The sequence below is a fragment of the Salinirussus salinus genome, from assembly GCF_009831455.1.
In the GTDB taxonomy this organism is placed as follows: domain Archaea; phylum Halobacteriota; class Halobacteria; order Halobacteriales; family Haloarculaceae; genus Salinirussus; species Salinirussus salinus.
On the sequence record NZ_WOWO01000002.1, the window covers coordinates 1,178,953 to 1,200,313 of the forward strand.

General features: G+C 69.7%; 27 protein-coding genes. 17 read left to right on the top strand and 10 right to left on the bottom strand.

Annotated features, from left to right (window positions below; all coding sequences use genetic code 11):
* Positions 1-178: 178 nt before the first annotated feature.
* On the top strand, positions 179-517 hold the full coding sequence (locus tag GN153_RS09360; RefSeq protein WP_159901966.1) for a YbjQ family protein: 339 nt from the start codon (positions 179-181) through the stop codon (positions 515-517).
* Here the strand turns inward: GN153_RS09360 and GN153_RS09365 are convergent.
* From GN153_RS09365 to GN153_RS09375, 3 genes are all read right to left on the bottom strand, one after another.
* Positions 499-1,644 carry a mandelate racemase/muconate lactonizing enzyme family protein gene (locus GN153_RS09365; protein WP_159901968.1) on the bottom strand — a complete coding sequence of 382 codons (1,146 nt, stop codon included), beginning with the start codon at positions 1,642-1,644 and terminating at the stop codon, positions 499-501. The genes GN153_RS09360 and GN153_RS09365 overlap by 19 nt on opposite strands.
* 72 nt (positions 1,645-1,716) lie before the next feature.
* A complete protein-coding gene (locus GN153_RS09370) occupies positions 1,717-2,502 on the bottom strand; it encodes a creatininase family protein (protein WP_159901970.1) in 786 nt (261 codons plus the stop codon).
* 407 nt (positions 2,503-2,909) lie between these two features.
* On the bottom strand, positions 2,910-3,287 hold the full coding sequence (locus tag GN153_RS09375) for a Rid family detoxifying hydrolase (protein WP_159901972.1): 378 nt from the start codon (positions 3,285-3,287) through the stop codon (positions 2,910-2,912).
* 110 nt (positions 3,288-3,397) lie between these two features.
* Here GN153_RS09375 and GN153_RS09380 point away from each other — a divergent pair, with 110 nt between their 5' ends.
* Together GN153_RS09380 and GN153_RS09385 are read left to right on the top strand one after the other, a co-directional pair.
* Positions 3,398-3,781: an ester cyclase gene (locus tag GN153_RS09380; protein ID WP_159901974.1), complete on the top strand. Its 384-nt coding sequence runs from the start codon at positions 3,398-3,400 to the stop codon at positions 3,779-3,781.
* Positions 3,782-3,937: 156 nt separating this feature from the next.
* Positions 3,938-4,294 carry a YbjQ family protein gene (locus tag GN153_RS09385; protein WP_159901976.1) on the top strand — a complete coding sequence of 119 codons (357 nt, stop codon included), beginning with the start codon at positions 3,938-3,940 and terminating at the stop codon, positions 4,292-4,294.
* Positions 4,295-4,391: 97 nt separating this feature from the next.
* Here GN153_RS09385 and GN153_RS09390 read toward each other — a convergent pair whose 3' ends face one another.
* The 4 genes from GN153_RS09390 to GN153_RS09405 all read right to left on the bottom strand — a co-directional run bounded on the left by GN153_RS09390 (position 4,392) and on the right by GN153_RS09405 (position 7,337).
* Positions 4,392-4,661, bottom strand: a complete 270-nt coding sequence (locus GN153_RS09390; protein WP_159901978.1) for a hypothetical protein — start codon at positions 4,659-4,661, stop codon at positions 4,392-4,394.
* A gap of 270 nt (positions 4,662-4,931) precedes the next feature.
* Entirely contained in the window at positions 4,932-6,173 is a 1,242-nt protein-coding gene (locus GN153_RS09395) for an aminotransferase class V-fold PLP-dependent enzyme (RefSeq protein ID WP_159901980.1), read from the bottom strand.
* A 112-nt stretch (positions 6,174-6,285) separates the two neighbouring features.
* On the bottom strand, positions 6,286-6,582 hold the full coding sequence (locus tag GN153_RS09400) for a DUF424 domain-containing protein (RefSeq protein ID WP_159901982.1): 297 nt from the start codon (positions 6,580-6,582) through the stop codon (positions 6,286-6,288).
* Positions 6,579-7,337: a tetratricopeptide repeat protein gene (locus GN153_RS09405; protein WP_159901984.1), complete on the bottom strand. Its 759-nt coding sequence runs from the start codon at positions 7,335-7,337 to the stop codon at positions 6,579-6,581. The genes GN153_RS09400 and GN153_RS09405 overlap by 4 nt, the downstream gene beginning before the upstream one ends.
* 51 nt (positions 7,338-7,388) lie before the next feature.
* Between GN153_RS09405 and thpR the strand changes: the two genes are divergently transcribed.
* Entirely contained in the window at positions 7,389-7,958 is a 570-nt protein-coding gene (thpR, locus tag GN153_RS09410) for an RNA 2',3'-cyclic phosphodiesterase (RefSeq protein WP_159901986.1), read from the top strand.
* Positions 7,959-8,045: 87 nt separating this feature from the next.
* The gene (locus GN153_RS09415) at positions 8,046-8,876 is read left to right on the top strand and encodes a ZIP family metal transporter (protein ID WP_159901988.1); all 831 of its coding nucleotides are present in this window, start codon (positions 8,046-8,048) and stop codon (positions 8,874-8,876) included.
* A 92-nt stretch (positions 8,877-8,968) separates the two neighbouring features.
* Here GN153_RS09415 and GN153_RS09420 read toward each other — a convergent pair whose 3' ends face one another.
* Positions 8,969-9,379: a GNAT family N-acetyltransferase gene (locus tag GN153_RS09420; protein ID WP_159901990.1), complete on the bottom strand. Its 411-nt coding sequence runs from the start codon at positions 9,377-9,379 to the stop codon at positions 8,969-8,971.
* Positions 9,380-9,575: 196 nt separating this feature from the next.
* Here GN153_RS09420 and GN153_RS09425 point away from each other — a divergent pair, with 196 nt between their 5' ends.
* From GN153_RS09425 to GN153_RS09465, 9 genes are all read left to right on the top strand, one after another.
* Complete coding sequence (locus GN153_RS09425) at positions 9,576-9,728, top strand: 50S ribosomal protein L39e (protein ID WP_159901992.1); 153 nt, start codon at positions 9,576-9,578, stop codon at positions 9,726-9,728.
* Positions 9,725-9,997: a 50S ribosomal protein L31e gene (locus GN153_RS09430; RefSeq protein ID WP_159901994.1), complete on the top strand. Its 273-nt coding sequence runs from the start codon at positions 9,725-9,727 to the stop codon at positions 9,995-9,997. Before GN153_RS09425 ends, GN153_RS09430 begins: the two co-directional genes overlap by 4 nt.
* 13 nt (positions 9,998-10,010) lie before the next feature.
* A complete protein-coding gene (locus GN153_RS09435; RefSeq protein WP_159901996.1) occupies positions 10,011-10,679 on the top strand; it encodes a translation initiation factor IF-6 in 669 nt (222 codons plus the stop codon).
* A 119-nt stretch (positions 10,680-10,798) separates the two neighbouring features.
* Entirely contained in the window at positions 10,799-10,972 is a 174-nt protein-coding gene (gene rpl18a / locus GN153_RS09440) for a 50S ribosomal protein L18Ae (protein ID WP_159901998.1), read from the top strand.
* Positions 10,969-11,418 carry a prefoldin subunit alpha gene (pfdA, locus tag GN153_RS09445; protein WP_159902000.1) on the top strand — a complete coding sequence of 150 codons (450 nt, stop codon included), beginning with the start codon at positions 10,969-10,971 and terminating at the stop codon, positions 11,416-11,418. The genes rpl18a and pfdA overlap by 4 nt, the downstream gene beginning before the upstream one ends.
* Before the next feature lie 3 nt (positions 11,419-11,421).
* Positions 11,422-12,639, top strand: coding sequence for a signal recognition particle-docking protein FtsY (gene ftsY, locus GN153_RS09450; protein ID WP_159902002.1), 1,218 nt, complete (start codon positions 11,422-11,424; stop codon positions 12,637-12,639).
* A gap of 232 nt (positions 12,640-12,871) precedes the next feature.
* On the top strand, positions 12,872-14,629 hold the full coding sequence (locus GN153_RS09455) for a nitrite/sulfite reductase (RefSeq protein ID WP_159902004.1): 1,758 nt from the start codon (positions 12,872-12,874) through the stop codon (positions 14,627-14,629).
* Positions 14,619-16,448 carry a Coenzyme F420 hydrogenase/dehydrogenase, beta subunit C-terminal domain gene (locus GN153_RS09460; RefSeq protein ID WP_236544781.1) on the top strand — a complete coding sequence of 610 codons (1,830 nt, stop codon included), beginning with the start codon at positions 14,619-14,621 and terminating at the stop codon, positions 16,446-16,448. The genes GN153_RS09455 and GN153_RS09460 overlap by 11 nt, the downstream gene beginning before the upstream one ends.
* Positions 16,449-16,533: 85 nt before the next feature.
* The gene (locus GN153_RS09465; RefSeq protein WP_159902006.1) at positions 16,534-17,943 is read left to right on the top strand and encodes a signal recognition particle protein Srp54; all 1,410 of its coding nucleotides are present in this window, start codon (positions 16,534-16,536) and stop codon (positions 17,941-17,943) included.
* 13 nt (positions 17,944-17,956) lie between these two features.
* On the opposite strand, the gene surE is transcribed toward GN153_RS09465, so the two are convergent.
* Positions 17,957-18,841, bottom strand: coding sequence for a 5'/3'-nucleotidase SurE (gene surE / locus GN153_RS09470; RefSeq protein WP_159902008.1), 885 nt, complete (start codon positions 18,839-18,841; stop codon positions 17,957-17,959).
* Between the two features lie 103 nt (positions 18,842-18,944).
* On the opposite strand from surE, the gene GN153_RS09475 reads away from it, so the two are divergent.
* The 3 genes from GN153_RS09475 (at position 18,945) to GN153_RS09485 (ending at position 20,340) form a co-directional block, all read left to right on the top strand.
* Positions 18,945-19,520, top strand: a complete 576-nt coding sequence (locus tag GN153_RS09475) for a magnesium transporter (RefSeq protein WP_159902010.1) — start codon at positions 18,945-18,947, stop codon at positions 19,518-19,520.
* Complete coding sequence (locus tag GN153_RS09480) at positions 19,521-20,078, top strand: magnesium transporter (RefSeq protein ID WP_159902012.1); 558 nt, start codon at positions 19,521-19,523, stop codon at positions 20,076-20,078. It abuts the gene before it with no gap.
* 61 nt (positions 20,079-20,139) lie between these two features.
* A complete protein-coding gene (locus tag GN153_RS09485) occupies positions 20,140-20,340 on the top strand; it encodes a MarR family transcriptional regulator (protein WP_159902014.1) in 201 nt (66 codons plus the stop codon).
* A 25-nt stretch (positions 20,341-20,365) separates the two neighbouring features.
* On the opposite strand, the gene GN153_RS09490 is transcribed toward GN153_RS09485, so the two are convergent.
* Complete coding sequence (locus GN153_RS09490) at positions 20,366-21,265, bottom strand: CBS domain-containing protein (RefSeq protein ID WP_159902016.1); 900 nt, start codon at positions 21,263-21,265, stop codon at positions 20,366-20,368.
* Positions 21,266-21,361: the final 96 nt, after the last annotated feature.

Below are 21,361 nucleotides of genomic sequence, written 5' to 3' on the forward strand. Positions count from 1 at the left end.
TTGCGCTACACCGGACTCTGCCGTAAGTATAGGCGGCGTACACGCGGTATGGTTGAGATACTGGCGGAGGAGCACGCGGGCTCTTGGGGGGCCTCACGCGGATTTCGCGGTGTCGTCGAGGCGCCGACAGGCCGGCGACCGGGCGTGTCTTGAAGTGAGCGCGGCCGGAAGAGCTGGCATGGAACTGGTCAACACCGAGACGATCCCGGGCGAGGAGGTCGAGGAGACGCTGGGCATCGCGCGGGGCAACACCGTCGAGGCCCGCAACGTCGGCCGGGACATCACCCAGAGCATCCGCAATCTCGCGGGCGGCGAACTCAAGGCCTACTCCGAGCTGCTGACGAAGGCCCGCGACGAGGCGATCGCGCGGATGGAGGAGGACGCCCGGTCGATGGGTGCCGACGCCGTCGTCAACGTCCGCATGGAGACCTCCTCGATCGCCAACGCCGGCTCCGAGGTGATCGCCTACGGGACCGCGGTGACGTTAAAACAGCACAGCTACAGCGAGACCTCGTAGGTGATCCCCTCCCCGCCGCTGACCCGCAGGTCCTCGACGCGCTCCCGGGAGACATCGACGCCCAGCCCCGGCCCGTCGGGGACGGTCATCGCGCCGTCGGAGACCTCGAAGCGGTCCTCGACCACGTCGTCGGCGAGCGCGTAGTTAACCCGGTCCGGCGGCAGGTCCATCACCGGCGAGGCGGCGACGAAATGGAGGACTGCGGCGGTCTTGATCCCCAGGTCGAAACTCGAGTGGTGGGCCACCGAGACGTTTCCCTCGTCGAGCAGGCCCATCAGCTTCTTCGTGGGGAGGAGGCCGCCGACGGGGACCATGTCGACCACGGCCGCGTCGATAGCGTCCTCCCGGACGAGTTCGAAGAGGTTGCGGTCGTGGTAGGCGTCCTCGTTGACGCCGATAGGAGTCCGGAGCCGCTGGCGGAGGCGCTTGTACCCCCCGATGTTGTCCACCCGGAGGGGTTGCTCGAAGTACTGGAGGTAGACGCCCGCGTCCTCGAGGCGGGCGCCGGTCTCGACGGCCTCGCCGAAGCTCATCGTCTGGTTGCCGTCCAGCCGGAATTTGACGTCGCCGCCGACGGCCTCGTGCATCGCGGTCAGGCGTTCGACGTCCTGGTCGACGTCGAGTCCGCCTTTGGTCTTGAGGACCTCGAACCCCTCCTCGCGGGCCCACCGGGTCTGTGCCGCCGCCTCCTCGGGGTCAGTGATCCCCAGACAGTACGCCACGGGCACCTCGTCAGTCCGCTTGCCGCCCAGCAGCTGGTGGAGGGGGGCGCCTTTCTCCTTTGCGAGGGCGTCCCACATCGCCATCTCGACGCCGCCGACGTAGGGCGTGAGGTCGATGTAGGGGTACTCGAAGGCGTCGAGCACCGACTCGAGTTCCCAGACCTGCCGGCCAACGAGTTCTGGAGCGATGACGTGCTCGATGGCGGCCATCGCCACGTTGGGCTCAGGCCCGGCCATCGTCTCCCCCCAGCCGACGACCCCGTCGACGGTCTCGACGCGGACGACCAGCCGGAGGATCTCCTCGAAGGTGGTGTACCCCGCGACGTAGGGCGAGACGCCGTAGGGCTCGCTACGGGGCTCGATGTCGACCTCGACCGGTGTCGCCTCGACGCTCGCGATCTCCATGCGCACGCTGGTCGCGCTCGGATATTCATCCTGTCGGCTGCGTGGGTGCAGGCTGTCCCGCCGCTCCCGGCGTCACTCGCGGTTGTGCTCGTGGATCGCCCCGTACAGACCTGCGAGTTCGTCGGACAGGCGGTCGAACAGCTCGGTGCCTTTCTCGGCGGTCGCGAGAGTGGGGTCACCGATGGCGCCCGACTCGGAGTACTCGGTGAACTCCCGGTAGACCGCCAGCGGCCCGCCGACGAACAGGTCCTGGCGGGCCAGGTCGTAGTGCTCGTCCATTGCCGTCCCCGCGGCGCGGTCCATGTCGACCAGGTCGGGGTGGAGATGGAGCATGAGGGAGGTCTCGAACTCGCCGCCGTGGCCCGCCCCGCCGACCCCGGAGTCCCGTATCTCGTCGGCAAAACCCTCCGCGAGCGCGAAGTAGGTGAGACTGGACACCTCGGCCTGGGGGTGGTCGGCGCCGACGGATGCACGGACCGACTCGACGAGCGCCGCGTTCCCGCCGTGACCGTTCAGGAAGAGGAGGGCGTCGAAGTCGTTCTCGAGGGCGGCATCGGCGACCCCCTCCAGCAGCGTCGCCAGGTCCTCCCGCTCCAGGGAGACCGTCCCGCCGAAGGGCATGTGGTGTGGCGAGAGCCCGGTCCAGACCGGCGGGGTGACGAGGACGGGTGCGTCGGTCCGGGTCGCTCCCTCGTGTGCGACAGCGTCCGCGAGCAGCGTGTCCGTCGCCGTCGGGAGGTGGTGGCCGTGCTGTTCGAGGCTGCCGACAGGGACGACCAGAACGGACCCATCCTGTTCCGCGAGGTCGACGACCTCGCCGTAGGGGCGGGCCGCCCACGCGGTATCCGTGAGTTGCATGTCCGCCGGTAGCACCGACCGGGGCAAATAGCCTCCGGCACCTTCCGGGACAGCACTCGTATTCGTGACTATGATTCGGTACAGCAGGAAAGCCCCGAGGCGTTGCGGTCGCGCGCCTCGCTGCGCGCGCTCGCAGCGCTCACGTGCTTGCGTCAGCGTGCTTCCCGCAACGCCTCGCCCCTTTCAGTCCTACCCTCTGCTCGCGACTCACGCCACTCGCACTTTCGTTGCGCTTACTCCGCTCGCGCAACGCACGCCACGTACCTCCCCAGCCGATTCGCTCACTCGGTCACGGGACTCCCTCGCTCGCTCATCCCTCGCACAGTGTCGTCGCGGCCGGAGCCGCGACAGCGCGTGCCCACCGGTTCATTCTCGGAATCTGTCCAGCAAACACCACCACCGACACCTCACTCGATGGTTGCGACGACCTCGATCTCGACGCCGACGTCGACGGGGAATTCGCCCACCTCGACCGCACTCCGGGCCGGGAACGGCTCACTCATGTACTCGGCGTACACGTCGTTGACCGCGCCGTAGTCGTCCATGTCCCCGACGTAGACGGTGGCCGTCAGGACGTTGTCCAGCGAGGTGCCCGCGGCCTCTAAGACGGCGGCGATGTTCTCCAGGGTGAGCGCGGTCTGCTCGGCGATGTCGCCGTCGAGCACCTCGCCAGTCTCGGGGTCGATAGGGCCCTGGCCGGAGGTGTAGACGGTGTCGCCGTCCCGGACCGCCTGGGAGTAGGGGCCGATGCTCGCCGGTGCCTCGTCGGTGGTGATCTCCTCCATGCCCGGCCGGCCGGGCGCTCGCCACCTAACCCTGTCGGCGGCTGGCGGGGTCGCCCCTTCAGTGGCGTCCGGGTCGGTAGTTTGAGGTGCGTGGACTCGGTTCGGTGACCATGTCCGAGTCCGACAACGTGGCCGTCCTGCGGGAATCCATCGAGTACCACAACGACCCCGAGACCCGCGAGCGGTATCTCGACAGCTACAGCGAGGACCTCACCCTCCACGGCGCGGACGCCGACGGACTGGCGGAGCTGGCGGCGTTCTACCGGGCGGTCTGGGAGGCCATTCCGGACCTGACAGTCACCATCGAGGCCGTGATGGCCGAGGGCGACGAGGTGGCCGCGCGGTACTCCTGGGCGGGAACCCACGCCGAGACCGGTGAGGAGGTAGCTCTGGAGAGCGGCCTCACCTGGTACCGGTTCGAAGACGGACAGATCGTCGAGCGGTGGGTCGCCTCCGGGACCGGCGGGGCCATCGAGGACCTCATCGAGCCCTGAACCGGCCGGCCGCCGGCCACGGGTTACCACCGACGACCCGGCCGGACAGCGGGTTCCACTGGCGTGAAATCCTCGAGCAGAGACTCGCCCGGAGCCACCGCGTGTGAACACGGGCCACTGCTAGAGCTATATCACCGGCCGCCGTACAGATGTATAATGTCAATTGAATCACAAACTGCAGCTGTACAGCCCTCGCTCGTCGCGACCGTCACGACCGAGACGGTCCCGGGACACGAGGTCGTCGAGGTGCTCGGGATCGCCCGCGGGAACATCGTCAAGGCGCGGAACGTGGGGCGGGACATCACCCAGGGGATCAGGAATCTCGCCGGCGGCGAACTGAAGGCCTACTCGACGCTGCTCTCGCAGGCCCGCGACGAGGCGATCGAGCGGATGGAGGCCGACGCCGTCGAACGGGGCGGGGACGCCGTCGTCAACGTCCGCATGGAAACCTCGGAGATAACCAAGGGTGCCTCGGAGGTCATCGCCTACGGGACCGCCGTCCGGCTCGAGTAGCCGGGACAGCACCCGGACTGCGGTCACTGTCTGCGCTGTCTGTGCAGTCACTGTCTGCACTGTCTGTACAGTTCAGGCGCACGCCATCGCGCGTGGTTCAGGCTCGTGCTGCGTCGTTCGCGTCCGCGATCACCTTGTAGACGAAGCCGATGAGCCCCCCGAGGAGGGCCACGAAGCCAGCTAAGAACAGGGCCGCCGCGAGGAGTTGCCCGACGAGACCCGCACCGCCACCCCGGAGCGCCCAGTTGGCTCCGAACCACGCGCCCAGGATCAGCCCCACGTAGCCGCCGACCACGACGGCGTAGAGGACCGCCATCTCCCGACCGAGCGCGTACGCCAGGGCTTCCCGGGGCCCAACTGTTGCCATACTAACAGTATCGGGAGGGGACGGATGAATGTCGCGGTGATACCGGCGCCGCAGGCGAACAGCTCGCGGGTCGCCTCCAGCGCGTCGACCAGCTTGTCGACCTCCTCCCGCGTGTTGTGAGACCACCGTTTTCTCGTCGGGTCGCCGCCGGCGACCACTCCTCGAAAACCGTGGGCGAAAAAGCGACCCCTCGCTCCGCTCACGGCATCGCCGTTCGCGTTTCCGAGACCCTCACTCCGTTCGCGTCTCGCTCCGCTCGGGGTCGTCCAGTCAGGCGAACAGCTCGCGGGTCGCCTCCAGCGCGTCGACCAGCTTGTCGACCTCCTCCCGCGTGTTGTAGATGTAGAAGGAGGCCCGCGCGGAGGCGGCGACGCCGAGCTTGTCGTGCAGCGGCTGGGTGCAGTGGTCGCCGGCACGGACCGCGACGGCGAACTCGTTGAGGATCTCGGAGGTGTCGTGGGCGTGGACGTCACCGAGGTTGAAGGAGACCAGTGCCGCGCGGTCGTCGCCCGGCGGGCCGTACACGTCGACGTCCCCGAGCTCCTCGAGCCGGTCGTGGGCGTAGGCGGCGAGCTCCTCGCCGTGGCGGCGGACCCTGTCCATCCCGATGTCCTCGAGGTAATCGCAGGCCTCCGCGAGCGCGATCCCCTGGCAGATCGGGGGCGTGCCGGCCTCGAACTTCCAGGGGAGTTCGTGCCAGGTGGAGTCCTCGAAGGTCACCTTCGAGATCATCATCCCCCCGTAGAGGTACGGCTGCATCTCCTCGAGCAGGTGTTCCTTCCCGTAGAGGACACCGACGCCCGTCGGGCCGCACATCTTGTGCCCCGAGAAGGCGAAGAAGTCGGCGTCGATGTCCTGAACGTCGACGGGCATGTGTGGGACCGACTGGGCGCCGTCGACGAAACAGAGCGCGTCGTGGTCGTGGGCCAGGTCCGCGAGGTCGCCGACGGGATTCACGGTTCCGAGGGTGTTCGAGACGTGGACGACGCTGACCATCTCGGTGTCGTCGGTGACCAGCTCGCGGGCGTGGTCCATGTCCAGGTAGCCCTCGTCGTCGACCCGGATGTACTTCACCTCCGCGCCCGTCTTCTTGGCGATCTGCTGCCAGGTGACGAGCGCGGCGTGGTGTTCCATCTCCGTCATCACGACCTCGTCGCCCGGCCCCAGCTCCGCGAGCCCCCAGGCGTAGGCGACGGTGTTCATCGACTCGGTGGTGTTCTTCGTGAAGACGACCTCCTCGCGACCCTCGGCGCCGATGAACTCCGCCACGCGGTCGTGGGCCTCCTCGTAGGCGATCGAGGCCTCCTGGCTGAGCTGGTGGAGCCCGCGGTGGACGTTGGCGTTCGTCGTCCGGTAGTAGTCCGCGATGGTCTCGACGACCGGTTCCGGCGTCTGCGAGGTCGCGGCGTTGTCGAGATAGACGAGCTGTTCGCCGCCGAACTCCCGCTCGAGGATCGGGAAGTCCTCGCGTATCCGCTCGACGTCGAGCAGGTCTGAAGATTGCGCTCCCATTACCGGAACGACGGGCTCCACGACCAACATCATTTCGGTTCGCCGAAAAACAGTTTGTGGAACGCAAAGTGGCGACCCGCTCGAGGGGAACTCAGCGAAGCCCCCGCTGGCCTCACATCCAGAGCAACTGTGCGTGGCGCGTCCCGCCCAGGTCGAGGACGTTCTCCTCCTCGACGAAGCCGTGCTCGACGGCCAGCGAGACTGCCTCGGTGCCGACGATGTTGGCGGTCGTGCAGCTGGCGAGGCTGTTGACGACCTCCTGTTCGCTGGCCTCCTGCCCGCCGTAGAACTCCTCCTCGACGGTCAGCGACACCGTACCGTTCTCGAAGGACTCACCGAGGATGTCGGCGTCACAGACCGAGACCAGCAACCCCTCGTCGGTGTCGCGCTCGGTGAGCAAAAGCGTCATTCCAGCAGCCGCTCGTCGTCGCCGTCGACGAGCTGTTGTTCCTGTTCCTGGCGCAGCTCTTCGGCCTGCTCGGCGACTTCCTCGGCGCGTTCGTCTTCGCCCAGCGCCTCCAGGGCGACGGCTTTCTCCTCCAGCAGGTCGGCACTGCGGAAGCCGAGCCGCTGGGCGTTGTCGAAGGCGTTGACTGCGTCCTCGTGGAGGCCGCGCTCGTTGAGGAAGAAGCCGCGGTTGTACCACGCCTGGCCGAAGCGGGGGTCGAGTTCGACGGCCCGCTCGGCGTGCTCCAGGGCCTGCTCGGCCCGGCCGAACTCCCACAGCGCGTAGGCGAGGTTCGTCTCCGCGGCGGCGGCGTGTTCGGACTCGTCGTCGATGTCCAGCGCCTCCTCGTAGGCGCCGATGGCGGCGTCGTACTCCTCGAGTTCGGCGTGGGCGGCGCCCTTGTTCACCCAGGCTTCCTGCTCGACGAGGTCGTCCTCGGCGAAGTGGGCGACGCGCTCGAAGGTGTCGGCGGCCTGTTCGTGGCGGTTGATCCCCATGTACTCCAGGCCGACGTCCAGCAGCCGCTCGGGGTCGACCTGCTCGGCGACGACCTGCTCGCCGTCGAGCAGGTCAGTGAGGACGTGCGAGTCGACGGGGTCGACCTGGCCCGGGCCGGCGTCCAGCTCCGGAGGGTCGAGGTCGAAGGGGTCGTAGGGGTCGGAAAAGCCCTGCCCCTCCGAGAACTCGTGGTCGCGGTCCTCGTGTGGGTCGTCCATACCTCCGGTTCGGCAGGCGGAAGGTTAAGGGCTACGTCCCGAAGGTCCGGTATGCGACTGTTCGTCAGCGTCGACCTCGACGGGCTGGCCAGCCAGGTCCGGGCCGTCCAGGAGCAGTTCGAGGGGGCCGACGGGCTGAACTTCGTCGACCCCGGGCAGGCCCACGTCACGCTCAAGTTCCTCGGCGAGGTCGAGGAGGACCGCGCCGACGACCTGACCGACGAGCTGGTCGGGGCCGTCGCCGACAGCGGCGTCGGCCCCTTCACCGCCGAATTCGGCGGGCTGGGGGTGTTCCCGCACCTGGGGTACATCAGCGTCGTCTGGCTCGGGGTCCGGGAGGGCGGCGACGAGCTGACCCGGCTCCACGAGGCCATCGAGGACCGGACCGTCGCGATGGGCTTCGAGCCGGAGGAGCACGACTTCACGCCACACGTCACCCTCGCCCGGATGGAACACGCCGGCGGGAAGGACCTCGTCCAGGAGGTCGTCGAGACCCGGGACCCCGACGCGGGCCGGCTGGACGTCGACGAGATCCGCCTGACCGAGAGCGTGCTCACCGACGAGGGACCGGAGTACCGGACAGTCTCCGCTGTCCCCCTCTCACCGGGCGATCCGGGGTGACGCCGGAGCGGGTCCCGGACAGCTTTAGGGCGGCCAAAAACATCAACTTCGTGATAGTTAAGTGGGGAAGCGGGACTACCGTCAGGTATGGTCGTCCTCGAGAACGTGGTGGTGGTGTTTCTCGCCGGGCTCGCGACGGCGCTGGCGACGGGGCTGGGGGCGCTCCCGTTTTTCTTCTTCGACGACATCAGCTCGCGCTGGAACGTGGTTCTCTGGGGGCTGGCGTCGGGGATCATGGTCTCGGCGTCGGTGTTCGGGCTGGTCCAGGAGGGGCTCGCGGTCGTCGACGGGACGCTCGTGGACGCCGCGGTGGCCATCGGCCCCGGGCTCGCCGCCGGAGTCGTGCTCGTGGTCGTCGGCCACGAGCTGCTCGACCGGACGGAGGTCCACCCCACGGAGTACGAAGAGGCCGATTTCAAGAAGCTAGTGCTCATCCTCGGGATCCTGACGGTCCACAGCTTCCCGGAGGGGGTCGCGGTCGGGGTCTCCTTCGCGGAACTCGGGCTGGCAGGCGTACCGGACGGGGAGACCGTCGCCCTCCTGGGGCTGACGCTGCCGGTGCTGGCCGTCTTCATGACCGTCGCGATCTCCATCCACAACATCCCGGAGGGGGTGGCAGTGTCGATCCCGCTGCGGTCGATGGGCGTCAGCGAGTGGCGGATGGTCTGGTGGGCAGTCTTCTCGAGCCTGCCCCAGCCCGTCGGCGCAGTCATCGCCTACTACTTCGTGACGCTGGCCCGGGAGTTTCTCCCCTTCGGCTTCGGCTTCGCGGCCGGGGCGATGGTCTACCTCGTCGCGACCGAGTTCATCCCCGAGGCCCTCGAGGACGGGCGGGAACTCCCGCGGGGCGGCCGGCCCGAGCTGGCCGCGGGACTGGCCGTCGGGGTCGCACTGATGGTCCCGCTGGCGTTCGTCTGATAGTGATTGCTGTAACTGTTTACCGGTTCGACCGCCCGCAGTCGGGCGGTCGATACCGAAATGACTTACAGCAGTCACTATGACGCCGGGGATCAGAGGTCCGTCTCGATGACGTACCCCCAGCGCTCGTACCCGCGGCGTTCGTAGTAGTCGTGGACCGCCTCCCGGTTCAGCGGCGAGGCCAGCGCGACGCGGTCGCAGTCCCGCTCGCTCGCCCACTCCTCGACGAAGGCGAGCAGCGCGCTCCCGTGCCCCTCGCCGCGGCGAGGTTCGTCGACGACGAGGTCGTAGAGCCACGCGTGACGAACGTGATGGAGGTGGTCGGCCACGAGCACGCCGGCGACGCCGACCAGGTCCTCGCCGTCGAACCGCCCGAAGAGGCGGTACTCCTCCTCGCCGGTCCACGCCAGTATCTCCTCGGGGTCGGCGTCGGTCCACAGCTGCCGCAGTATCGGGACGGCCTCCCGGCGGTCGGACTCCGAGGTGAGTTCCCGGGTCGCCATGTCGGAGGCGGGGCGGCGGTCCGGAAGAGTGTGGGGGAGCAGCGGTACCACGGCACACGACCTGTCCGTGGGACCCGGGATACGCCCCGAGCCGCCGCGAGTCGGCGCGATGGTCGCGCTCGCCCTCGTCCGGGCTGGCCGAACGCCCGTGCGAAGGAACACACATTTAACCGACGACCGGAAAGGGGTGACCACTATGAGCAAGAAGTCGAAAGCCAAGAAGAAGCGGCTGGCGAAACTGGAGCGGCAGAACAACCGCGTCCCCGCGTGGGTCATGCTCAAGACCGACCGCGACGTGCAGCGCAACCCCAAGCGGCGCAACTGGCGGCGGAGTGACACCGACGAATGAGCGCCGGTGACTTCGAAGAGCGGGTCGTGACCGTCCCGCTCCGCGACGCGCGCGTCGAGGCCGGACACGAACAGGCAAACGCCGCGATGGGGATCATCCGCGAACACCTCGCCCAGCACTTCTCCGTCGAGGAGGAGGCGGTCAGGCTCGATCCCTCGATCAACAGCGCGGTCTGGGCGGAGTCGAGCCCGCCGCGCAAGCTTCGGGTACGTGCCGCCCGCTTCGACGAGGAGGGCGAGAGCGTGGTCGAAGCCGAAACCGCGGAGTAGGGCCCCCTGACACGTGCTCCGTGCCGCCTTCTCCGGGTCGTCGTACGTCGGTGTCTTCGCCAGAGCCACCGACGACTGCCTGCTCGTCCGGCCCGACATCGACGCCGGGCTGCGCGAGGACTGCGCCGAGGAGCTCGGCGTCCCGGCCGTCCCGACGACCGTCGGCGGCTCCGGAACTGTGGGCGCGCTCGCCGCGGGCAACGGGAACGGGCTGCTGGTGAGCAGCCGGGTCCGCGAGCGCGAGCGCCGGCGCATCGTCGACGCGGTCGACCTCCCGGTGACCGAGCTCCCGGGGCGGATCAACGCCGCCGGCAACGTCGTCGTCGCCACCGACGAGGGCGCCTACGTCCACCCCGAGCTCCCCCGCGAGGCGGTCGAGGCCGTCCGCGAGGGGCTGGATGTCCCCGTCGAGCGCGGCGACATCGCCGGCGTCAACACGGTCGGCACGGCGGCGGCCGCCACCTCGAAGGGCGTGCTCTGTCACCCCCGTGCGACCGACGAGGAACTCGACCGGCTGGAGGAGCTTCTGGGCGTGCCCGCCGACATCGGCACGATAAACTACGGCGCGCCGCTGGTGGGGTCGGGGCTGGTCGCCAACAGCCACGGCTACGTGGTCGGCGAGGAGACCACCGGGCCGGAGCTGGGCCGGATCGACAGCGCACTCGGCTACGCCGGGCCCTGAGCGCGGCGGCGGCGGGCGCTGGCGAGTGCGGACCGGCGGCCACGGTCCGGCCGGGACGCGTCGGCCCTGCAACTGGCGGTATGACAAGGCTCTTCTGACTCGGCACCCCACCCGTGCATATGGAAACGTACACGGTCAGCGGGCGGTGGCAGGCCCGCGACGGCTGGCAGTCCTTCGAGACGGAGATCCAGGCCGAGAACGAGGACGTGGCGACCGAGCACGCCTACGCCGAGTTCGGCTCGCGACACGGGCTCAAGCGCACGCAGATCGAAATAGAGGGGGTCCGGGCATGAGCCTGGGTGGTGGCGGCGGCCAGCAGGAACTCCAGGAGCTCGCCCAGCAGCTCGAGGCCATCGAGGAGCAACAGCAGGCCATCGAGGCCGAAATCGAGGGGCTCCAGACCCGCAAACAGGAGGTCGACGAGGCAATCGAGGCCATCAACAGCCTCGAGACGGATTCGACGGTGCAGGTCCCGCTGGGCGGGGGCGCCTACCTCCGGGCCACCATCGAGGACATCGACGAGGTGACGGTCGAACTCGGCGGCGGCTACGCGGCCGAGCGCGACCAGGACGGCGCGGTCGAGACCCTCGAATCCAAGAAGGAGACGCTGGACGACCGGATCGACGACCTGCGCTCGGAGGTGGCCGAACTCGAGTCCGAGAGCGAGGAACTCGAGCAGAAGGCCCAGCAGATGCAGGCCCAGCAGATGCAGCAGCTCCAGCAACAGCAGGACGAGTAGGCGATGTTCGACGGGCTCAAGGAGAAGCTCACGAGCTTCACGGAGGACGTCGAGGAGGACGCCGAGACCCGGGAAACCGAAGAGGGCAGCGATGCGGCCGACGACGACGGCGAGGCCGCCACGGCGGCCGAGCCGGCTCCCGAAGCCGGGTCCGCACCCGAAGGCGAACCGGCCGCCACGGAGCCGGCAGCAGCCGGCGCCGAGGCCACGCCCGGGGGAGAAGGTGAAGCCGCAGTCGTGGACGAGCCCGACGGCGGGACGGGGCCCGCGGGGGAGGCCGACCGCGAGGCCCCCGCCGATGCGGCTGCCGACGGCGACGCCGCGGACGAGGACGGGGGGCGCGGGCTGGCCGAGCGGGCGAAGCTGCTGGCGACCGGGAAGACCGTCATCGACGAGGACGACCTCCAGGCCCACCTCGATGAACTGGAGTTCGCGCTGTTGCGCTCGGACGTCGAGATGGAGGTCGCCCAGGAGATCCTCGACGGCGTCGAAGCAAATCTCGTGGGCGAGACGCGGCGCCGGCTCTCTTCGACCGGCAACCGGGTCCGGGACGCGCTCCGGGAGGCGCTGTACGACGTGATCAGCGTCGGGCAGTTCGACTTCGACAGCTACCTCGAGGCGGCCGAGAGGCCCGTGGTCATCGTGTTCACGGGCGTCAACGGCGTCGGCAAGACCACGACCATCGCCAAGCTGGCCCACTACCTGGAGCAGCGGGGCTTCTCGTCGGTGCTGGCCAACGGCGACACCTACCGCGCCGGCGCGAACGAGCAGCTCCAGGAACACGCCGACGCGCTGGGCAAGACCGTCATCTCCCACGAGAAGGGGTCGGACCCCGCGGCCGTCCTGTACGACGCCGTGGAGTACGCCGAGGCCAACGACGTGGACGTGGTGCTCGGGGACACGGCGGGCCGGCTGCACACGAGCGAGGGGCTGATGGACCAGCTCGCGAAGATCGACCGCGTGGTCGAGCCCGACCTCACGCTGTTCGTCGACGAGGCCGTCGCCGGCCAGGACGCCGTCAACCGCGCCCGGGAGTTCGACGAGGCCGCCGGGACGGACGGCTCGGTGCTCACGAAGGCCGACGCCGACCCGCAGGGCGGGGCCGCCATCTCCATCGCGTACGTGACCGGCAAGCCGATCCTCTTTCTGGGGACCGGCCAGGACTACGACGACCTCGAGCGCTTCGACCCAGAGGCGGTCGTCGACAGGCTGGTCGACTGACCGCCCTACCAGCCATTTTGACCGGTATCCCGGACGCGAACGTGTCCGGCCCGTGGTACGTGTCCGGCGAGCCCCGGGCTCTCCCGTCCAGCGCCGGGGCTGCGCGCGAAGCGAACCGGCAACACTCTCCGTAACGGCGGAAGTGGGGCGGTATTGGCCGTGAGGGGCGCGGTGAAGTGGCCGCGGGTGTGTGTCCCCACAAGCAGCGGCGACCGGCGGCTGCTTTGATATCATGAACACGGTCGAAGAATGGAAAGAGGAGAAACACCCGCTGGACGTCATCGAGGACGTCGAGACCTACGCCGAAGAGGGGATGTCCTTCGACGAGATCGAGGAGTACGCCGGCGACGGCGAGTGGGAGCGGCTCAAGTGGGCCGGGATGTACGCCCACGGCCGCCAGCGGGGCTACTTCATGCTCAGGACGAAGGTGCCCGGCGGCTACCTCACGCCCGAGCAGGCCGAAGTCATCGGTGAAGTGGCCGAGGAGTACGCCACCGCCCCGCCCGAGCACGGCGGCGAGGAACAGAACGAGATCTGGGGCGACGCCTTCCTGGACATCACGACCCGCCAGGACGTCCAGATGCACTGGATCGAGGTCGAGGACATGCCCGAGGTCTGGGACCGGTACGACGAGGTCGGGCTGACGACGGTCCAGGGCTGTGGCGACTCCGCGCGCAACGTGCTCGGCTGTCCGGCCGCGGGCCTCTCCGAGCACGAGGCCTTCGACGCCCAGCCCGTCGTGGACGCCGTGTCGGACTTCTTCACGAAAAACAGGGAGTACGCCAACCTCCCGCGGAAGTTCAAGCTGACCGTCACGGGCTGTACCCACGACTGCGGGCAGTCCCAGATCAACGACGTCGGGATGACCCCCGCGAAGAAGGAACTCGGCGGCGTCTCCGCGAGCAGCGCGAGCGGAGGCTCGTCGGAGGGTAGCTCCGACGGCGAGTGGCAGTACGGCTTCCACGTCCGGGTCGGCGGCGGGCTCTCGGACGGGCCGCGGATGGCCACGCCGATGGACGTCTTCGTCCCGCCGGCCGACGCCGTGGAGTTCTGTCGGGCCGTCGCCCAGACGTTCAAGGAACTGGGCGACCGCAATAACCGCGGCGTCTGCCGGATGCGGTATCTCGTCCAGCAGATGGGCACGGAGGCCTTCGAGGAGGCCGTCCGCGACCGGTGTGGCGTCGACCTCCCGTCCCGGGGTGTGGACCTCACCGAGGGGTACACCGGCGACCACGTCGGCGTCCACGACCAGCGCGAGGACGGCCTGAAGTACGTCGGCTTCAACGTCATCGCCGGCCGGATGGGCGGCGACGAGTTCGCCGCTGCGGCCCGCGCCGCAGAGAAGTACGGTACCGACGAGGCGTCGGTCCGTCTCGCGACCGACCAGAACTTCCTCGTCACTCACATCCCCGAGGAACGCGTCGGCGACCTGCTCGACGAGCCGTTCGCCCGGAAATACCGGCCCGACCCCGGCCCCTTCTCGCGGGGCGCGGTCGGCTGTACGGGTTCGGAGTTCTGCAACTACGGGATCATCGAGACGAAAAACCGCGTCCGGCGGTGGGCGAAGGCGCTCGACCGCCGGGTCGACACGCCCGAGGACCTCGACGTGGTGCGGATGCACATGTCCGGCTGCTCGGCCTCCTGTGCGCAACCGCAGATCGCGGACATCGGCTTCCGGGGCGAAACCGTACAGATCGACGACCCCGAAGGCACCACCAACGAGGAGGGGGACAATATCGTCGAGGGGATGGACTTCGGCCTCGGCGGCAGCCTCGGGACGGACAACGAGTTCCTCGACTGGGTAGAACACGCCGTCCCCGCGGACGCCGTCATCCCGGCCATCGAGGAGCTGTTCGGTGCCTACACCGAGAACCGGGAGGAGGGCGAGCGATTCTACGCCTGGTGTCGCCGCGTCGGCAACGACCGCCTGCGGTCGGTGATGGAGCGGGCCGACGCCAACGTCTCCGGCGGGGTGGCACATGGGGACTGACGAGCCCGAACTCGTCGAGGACGCCCCGGGAATGGGGCAACCCGGTGCGACCCGGAGCGAACAGGACGCGGCGGGGGCGGGCGCGGACTCGACGCCGGAGTCGGACCCGACGCCCGACCCGGGCCCGGCGACGGAGGCGGACCCGGCGGGGAGCGCGGACCGGCCCGGACGCGACGGACCGCTGCCGGGCGTCCCGGAGGCCGGCACGGACGGCCCCGGCGTCCCGCCCGTCTCCGGCGGGGACCGTACGAGCGACGCCACAGGGTCGATCCCGGCAAGCGGGGACCCCGGTGGCGAGAGGGCCACGAGCGGAGAGTGTAGCGACGACGGCTGTACCTGCGGCGCCGACGACCGTGGGAGCGCCGGCAACCACGTGGACGCCGGCGAGCGTGCCGGCAACCGCGGAAGCGCCGGCGGGCGCCCGGTGGCAGACGGTGCCGGCGCGGACGCCGCCGGCGGGACTCCAACGAATGTCACCGCGGACGGCGAGCTGACTGACCTGGAGTTCACCGAGCCACAGGAGGGGGTCAGCCAGGCGCTGCCCGGCGAGGAGCACGGCGACACCGACCGGCCGGACCGCCGGGTCGACGCGCCCGAGGGGGTCGACCTCGACACGCCGGGCTACGGCATCCGCGCGGAGATGAACGACATCGACGAGCCCGACGACAAGACGTGGTTCATGGAGCTGGATTCGGCCGTCATCGACGAGGGGCGGTGCATCCAGTGTGGCACCTGCGTCGCGGCCTGTCCCTCGGACTCCATCGGGATCGGCGACGACGACCTGCCCGAACTCGTGAAGATGTGCACCGGCTGCTCGCTGTGCTGGGACTTCTGTCCCCGCGGCGGGCTCCGCTACGAGCGCCAGTGGAAGATCACCGGCGGCGAGGACAACGTCAAGGGCGCGGGTGACCCCATCACGGAGTTCTCCGCCCGGGTCGAGGACGACTGGCGCCACAGCTCCCAGGACGGCGGCGCCGTCACGGGTATCCTCATCCGGCTGATGGAGGCCGGAGCGATCGACGGCGCGCTGATCGCCACCGAATCCGAAGACGATCCCTGGAAAGCAGAGGGCTTCATGGCCACTTCCCCCGAGGAGCTGGTCGAGAACACCGGCACCATCTACAGCCAGACGATGGCGCTCGGCCATCTGGACTTCTCGCAGTGGGAGGACAAGTTCGAGAAACCCTGGGCGGAGGTGTCGCTGGCGCTCGTGGGCACTCCCTGCGAGATCGAGGGGATCCGCGCCCTGCAGGACTTCGAGTGGGAGTACGGCTCCCAGGAGGCGGGCGTGCGCGCCATCGACTACACGATCGCGCTGATGTGTACGAAGAATTTCAACTACGAGCAGCTCGTCGGCGAGCAACTGGAGGAGAAACGCGGGATCGACATCGACGAGGTCGGCAAGATGGACGTCCTCCACGGGAAGCTGATGGTCGACGACCGCGACGGCAACAGGATCCTCACCGAGGACATCGAGCACTTCCACGACGCCGCACTCAAGGGGTGTGACGAGTGCGCCGACTTCACCGGCTTCTGTGCCGACCTCACCGTCGGCTCCGTCGGGTCGAGCGAGGAGTACTCCTCGGTCATCGTCCGCACCGAGCGGGGACTGAAGGCGTGGGAGCTTGCCGAGCCAGTCCTCGACTACCACGACCTGGAGGACCGCTCGGCGGTCGGGAAGCTCCAGGGCTGGGACAAGAAGAAGGCCTTCGAGGCGCTGGAGCGGCCCTTCGACCCCGACGCCCCTCGCTTCATCGACTACACCGACCACGTCGACCACTACGGCGGCGAACCCACCCCCCACGAGGCCGACCACTGACGGTGCGGGGGCCCGGCTCTCCGGGCGCACGGCCGCCGCGTCCGAGAGAAAGCCTTTACCGCGGGACTCGCGTAGCCTCCTGCAAATGGTACTCGACGATCTCGGCTCCTCGCTCCGGAGCACTCTCGACGACCTCCGCGGCAAGTCGCGGATCTCCGAGGAGGACGTCGAGGACGTGGTCAGGGAGATCCAGCGCTCGCTGATCCAGGCCGACGTGGACATCGCGCTGGTCCAGGACCTCTCGGACAGCATCAAGAGCCGCGCGCTGGACGAGGAACCGCCCGCCGGCACCACGCCCCGTGACTGGGTGTTGCGGATCGTCTACGAGGAGCTGGTGGAGCTGGTCGGCGAGTCGACCGAGCTCCCCCTGGAGCAACAGACGGTCATGCTCGCCGGCCTCTACGGCTCGGGGAAGACCACCACCGCCGCCAAGATGGCGTGGTGGTTCTCGAAGAAGGGGCTCCGACCGGCGGTCATCCAGACCGACACCGACCGCCCGGGCGCCTACGACCAGGCGAAGCAGATGGCCGAGAACGCCGAGGTCGACTTCTACGGGGACCCCGACGAGGAGGACCCCGTCGCCATCGCCGAGGCGGGGATGGAAGCCACGGGGGACGCCGACGTGCGCATCGTCGACACCGCCGGCCGCGACGGCCTCAACGAGGAACTGATCGCCCAGATCGAGCGGATCGACGCTGCAGTGAACCCCGACCGGAATCTGCTGGTGGTCGACGCCGCGATGGGCCAGTCCGCCAAGGAGCAGGCCCAGGAGTTCGAGGAGGCCATCGGCATCGACGGCGTCGCGATCACCAAGCTCGACGGGACCGCCAAGGGCGGGGGCGCGCTCGCGGCGGTCAACGAGACCGACTCCACCATCGCCTTCCTCGGGACCGGCGAGACCGTCAAGGACATCGAGCGCTTCGAGCCCTCCGGGTTCATCTCCCGGCTGCTGGGGATGGGCGACCTCGAACAGCTCACCGAGCGCGTCGAGCGCGCCATGGAGGAGGCCCAGGAGGGCGAGGACGACTGGGAGCCCGAGGACATGCTCGAGGGCTCGTTCACCCTGAAGGACATGCGCAAGCAGATGCAGGCGATGAACAACATGGGCCCGCTGGACCAGGTGATGGACATGATCCCCGGGCTGGGCGGCGGGATCAAGGACCAGCTCCCCGAGGACGCGATGGACGTCACCGCCGACCGGATGCGGGAGTTCGACGTCATCATGGACTCGATGACCGAGGACGAACTCGAGGACCCCCGCAGCATCGGCCAGAGCCGCGTCAGGCGGATCGCACGCGGGTCGGGCACCTCCGAGGACCGCGTCCGCGAGCTGCTCCAGCAACACAAGATGATGGAGCGCACCCTCAACCAGTTCCAGGGGATGGGCGACGCCGACATGGAGCGGATGATGCAGCAGATGCAGGGCGGCGGCGGTCCCGGTGGCCCCGGCGGCATGGGCGGCATGGGCGGTGGCGGCGGTCCCTTCGGCGACTGACTGTTCGTCGCCGCTACGACGACTTCTCCGGAGCGTTCGCCTCGTTGTAGGCGTCGACGAGCGCCGCCAGCGCCTCGCTCTCGACGTCGTCGTGGTCGATGGACAGCGGCGAGACGCTGACCTCCCCGTCGACCAGCGCCCGCCGGTCGGTCCCGACCGGGTAGCGGTCGCGCTGGCGGTCGGTCGGGGGAAACGGGTTCTCGAAGCCGACCGTTCCCGGCCAGACCGCGTCGTGCATCCGGACCAGCGTCCCTTCCTCGCCGGTGTCGACCTCCCCGTCGCGGCCCAGCGCCTCGACGGCCTCGACTGCCGCCGGGTCGGCGTCGTGTTCGACGTGGAGGTCGTAGTCGGGATAGGGGATCGTCCGGCGCATCGGCGGGTCGGCGACGTCAAGCGGGACGTTGACGTTCAGCAGCGTCCCCGGCGCGAGCAGGTCGACCTCGCGGGCGTGCCGACAGACCTCGGTGGTCACCCGCGCCGGCCGGCCGAAGTCGTAGGCCCCGGGCGGGTCGGGAAAGAAGTCCTCGTGGTGGTACGCGGAGACCGCGACCGCGGGCGTCCCGAGGAAGGCCGCCTCGATGCCGGCGCCGACCGTTCCCGAGCGGCCGGTGACGTAGTTGCCCGCGTTGGGGCCGTGGTTGCAGCCCGAGACGACCAGGTCGAAGTCAGTGTCGAGCCCGCGCAGGCCGTAGGCGACGCAGTCCGCGGGCGTGCCCGTCAGCTCGTACCCCCAGGGGTGCTCGCGACGGACGACGGCGTGTGAGCGGGTTCGGCCGACCCCGCTCTGGTTCTCGGCGGGGGCGACGACCGTCACGTCGCCGAGGGCGGTCAGCTCCTCGTAGAGCCCGACCAGCCCGGCGGCGTCGGCGCCGTCGTCGTTCGTCAACAGGATCTCCATGGGCGGGGTTGTCCGCCGCCGGGTGAAACGGTTGTGAAACGCCCCGAAGCGGCCGGTCGAGTGTCTGACCCTTTTTTGTACCGGGCGCCTGTGAACCGGAACGATGAGCGTCCGCGAGGCCGCCCGCGAGGCCTACCGCGAGGGGCTGCCCGCGCTCGCGGCCAGCGTCTTTGGTGGACTGCTCGCGGGCGTCGTGCTCGGGGGCATGCGCGGGGACTTCGCCCGGGTGGACGGCCTGCTCGTGCTCGTGCCTGCCCTGCTTGCCACCCGCGGGAACGTCTACGGCTCGCTGGGCGCGCGGGTCGCCACCGGGCTCCACCAGGGGCTGGTCGAACCCCGCGTCGGCGCGGACCGCCGGCTCGGGGGCGCGGTCGCCGCGGCCCTGCTCAACGGCCTCCTGGCGAGTGCCTTCGCCGCGACCGCCACCTTCCTCGTGCTCTCGGGGCTGGGGCGGGCGGTCGCCCCCGTGTGGACGCTGGTCGCCATCGCCCTGCTCGCGGGGCTGCTGTCGGGAGTCGTCCTCGCGGCGTCGGTCGTGCTCGTCGTGTTCGCGGGCTACCGACGGGGATACAACCCCGACACGCTCGTGGGACCGATCGTGACGACCGCCGGCGACGTCTTCGGCGTGGCTTTCCTCCTGCTCGCGGTCCGGACCGTCCTGCTCGTGGGGGGCGGGTAGATGGCTACCGACTGGCGCGTCGGGGCGATCACCCGCGCCATGCTGCCCGTCCTGCTCGCGCTCACGCTCGTGGAGGTCGGCAGCGGCCTGGTGCTGGGCAGCTTCGAGGCCGAGCTGCTCGCCTCCCCGTCGCTGCTCGTGCTCGTTCCGGTCACCATCGGCACGGCGGGCAACCTCGGGAGTATACTCGCCGCGCGGCTCTCGACGGCGGTCCACCTCGGGACCGTGGCGTTCGAGCCCGGCGACGAGACGCTGGCCGGCAACGCCCTCGCCACTGTCGCGCTGGCGCTGACGGTGTTCCCCGCCGTCGGTCTCGGGGCCTGGGGGCTGGCGGCACTGACGACCGGCGCGCGGCTGAGGCCGACGACGGTGCTCGCCGTCGCGGTCGCGAGCGGCTTTCTCCTCTCGCTGCTCGCGGTGCTGGTGACGGCCGTCACGACATACGTCGCCTACCGGCTGGAACTGGACCCCGACGACGTCGTCATCCCCGTCGTCACCAACGTCTGTGACGTGCTCGGCGTGGTTGTGCTCTTCCTTGTCGTCGCCGTCCTCGTATAAACCGCCGCAGTGTCGCGGGCCGGCGGCCTTGCACGACGAGCGAGTACGGGGGGTGGGACCGATGTACACGGAACCGCGGGTACTCGCAGCACTCGAGGAGGGACCGGCGACCGTTCCCGAACTCGCGGGCCGGCTCGACCGCCACCCCGCGACGGTCCAGCGGCGGTGTGCCCGGCTCCAGGCGCAGGGGCTGGTCAGGCGGACGACCGGCGGTGCCTACGTCCGGGTCGAGGGGGCGCGCGGACGGGCGGCCTCGGACTGACCCTCGCTGCTCGCACGAGGGCGGGTCACGCCGCCTCGTCGGGCACCGGGTCCACCACCACGGTGGCCTCCCCGTCGATGACCGGCTCGCCCTCGCCGTCCAGTACGGCGGTCGTCAGCCGGAACCGGCGGTTGCCCAGACCCTCGACCACCTCGCACTCGGCGGTGAGGCGCTCACCCAGCGGGACGGGCGCGAGAAAGGACAGGTCCTGTGAGAGGTAGATAGTGAGGCCGGGCAGGCGGGCGAGCGCGGCGCTTATCAGTCCGGCGACGAGGGTGCCGTGGACGATCCGCTCGCCGAAGCGAGTCCGGGCCGCGAATTCCTCATCGAGGTGGAGCCGGTTGGTGTCGCCGCTGGCCTCCGCGAACGTCTCCACGTCCCCGGCGGAGACGGTCTTGCCAAAGCGGACGACGTCGCCGACATCGACCGCTCTCTCGTGGCCGACGTACTCGTACTCCCAGTCGGCGTCCTCGTAGGCGGTGTCGACCCGGACGTCCCGGCGGGTGCGCTCGCCCGCGGCCGGGTCGCGCCGCCCCGTCCGGACCAGGTGGGGGAGGAAGTTCGAGAGGTCCGTCGTCGTGACGACCCCGACGACCGCACCGTCTTCGAGGACCGGTAACCGCTTGACAGTTTCCTCGCGCATGCGCGCGGCGGCGTCCTCGATGCCGGCGTCGGCCCCGACGGTGACCAGCGGCGCGGCCATGACGTCGGCGACGGGCGTCGTCTCCGGGTCCGACCCCGCGGCCAGCAGCGCCGTCAGGTCGCCCTCGGTGAGGATGCCGACGGGCTCGCCGTCCCGGCAGACCACGAGCGAGCCGACGCCGGCATCGACCAGCCGGCGGGCGGCCGCGCGGACCGTGGCCTCCGGCGACACCGTCTCGACGGGCGACTGCATCACCTCGCGGACCGCGATGGGCGTGAGCATCACAACGGCCTCGGGACGGGTGACGTATCAACCCGCGGTCCGGGACGACTCCGGCCCGGGCAGCCGGCGGCACACGCGCCGGCCGTCGGGCCCGGA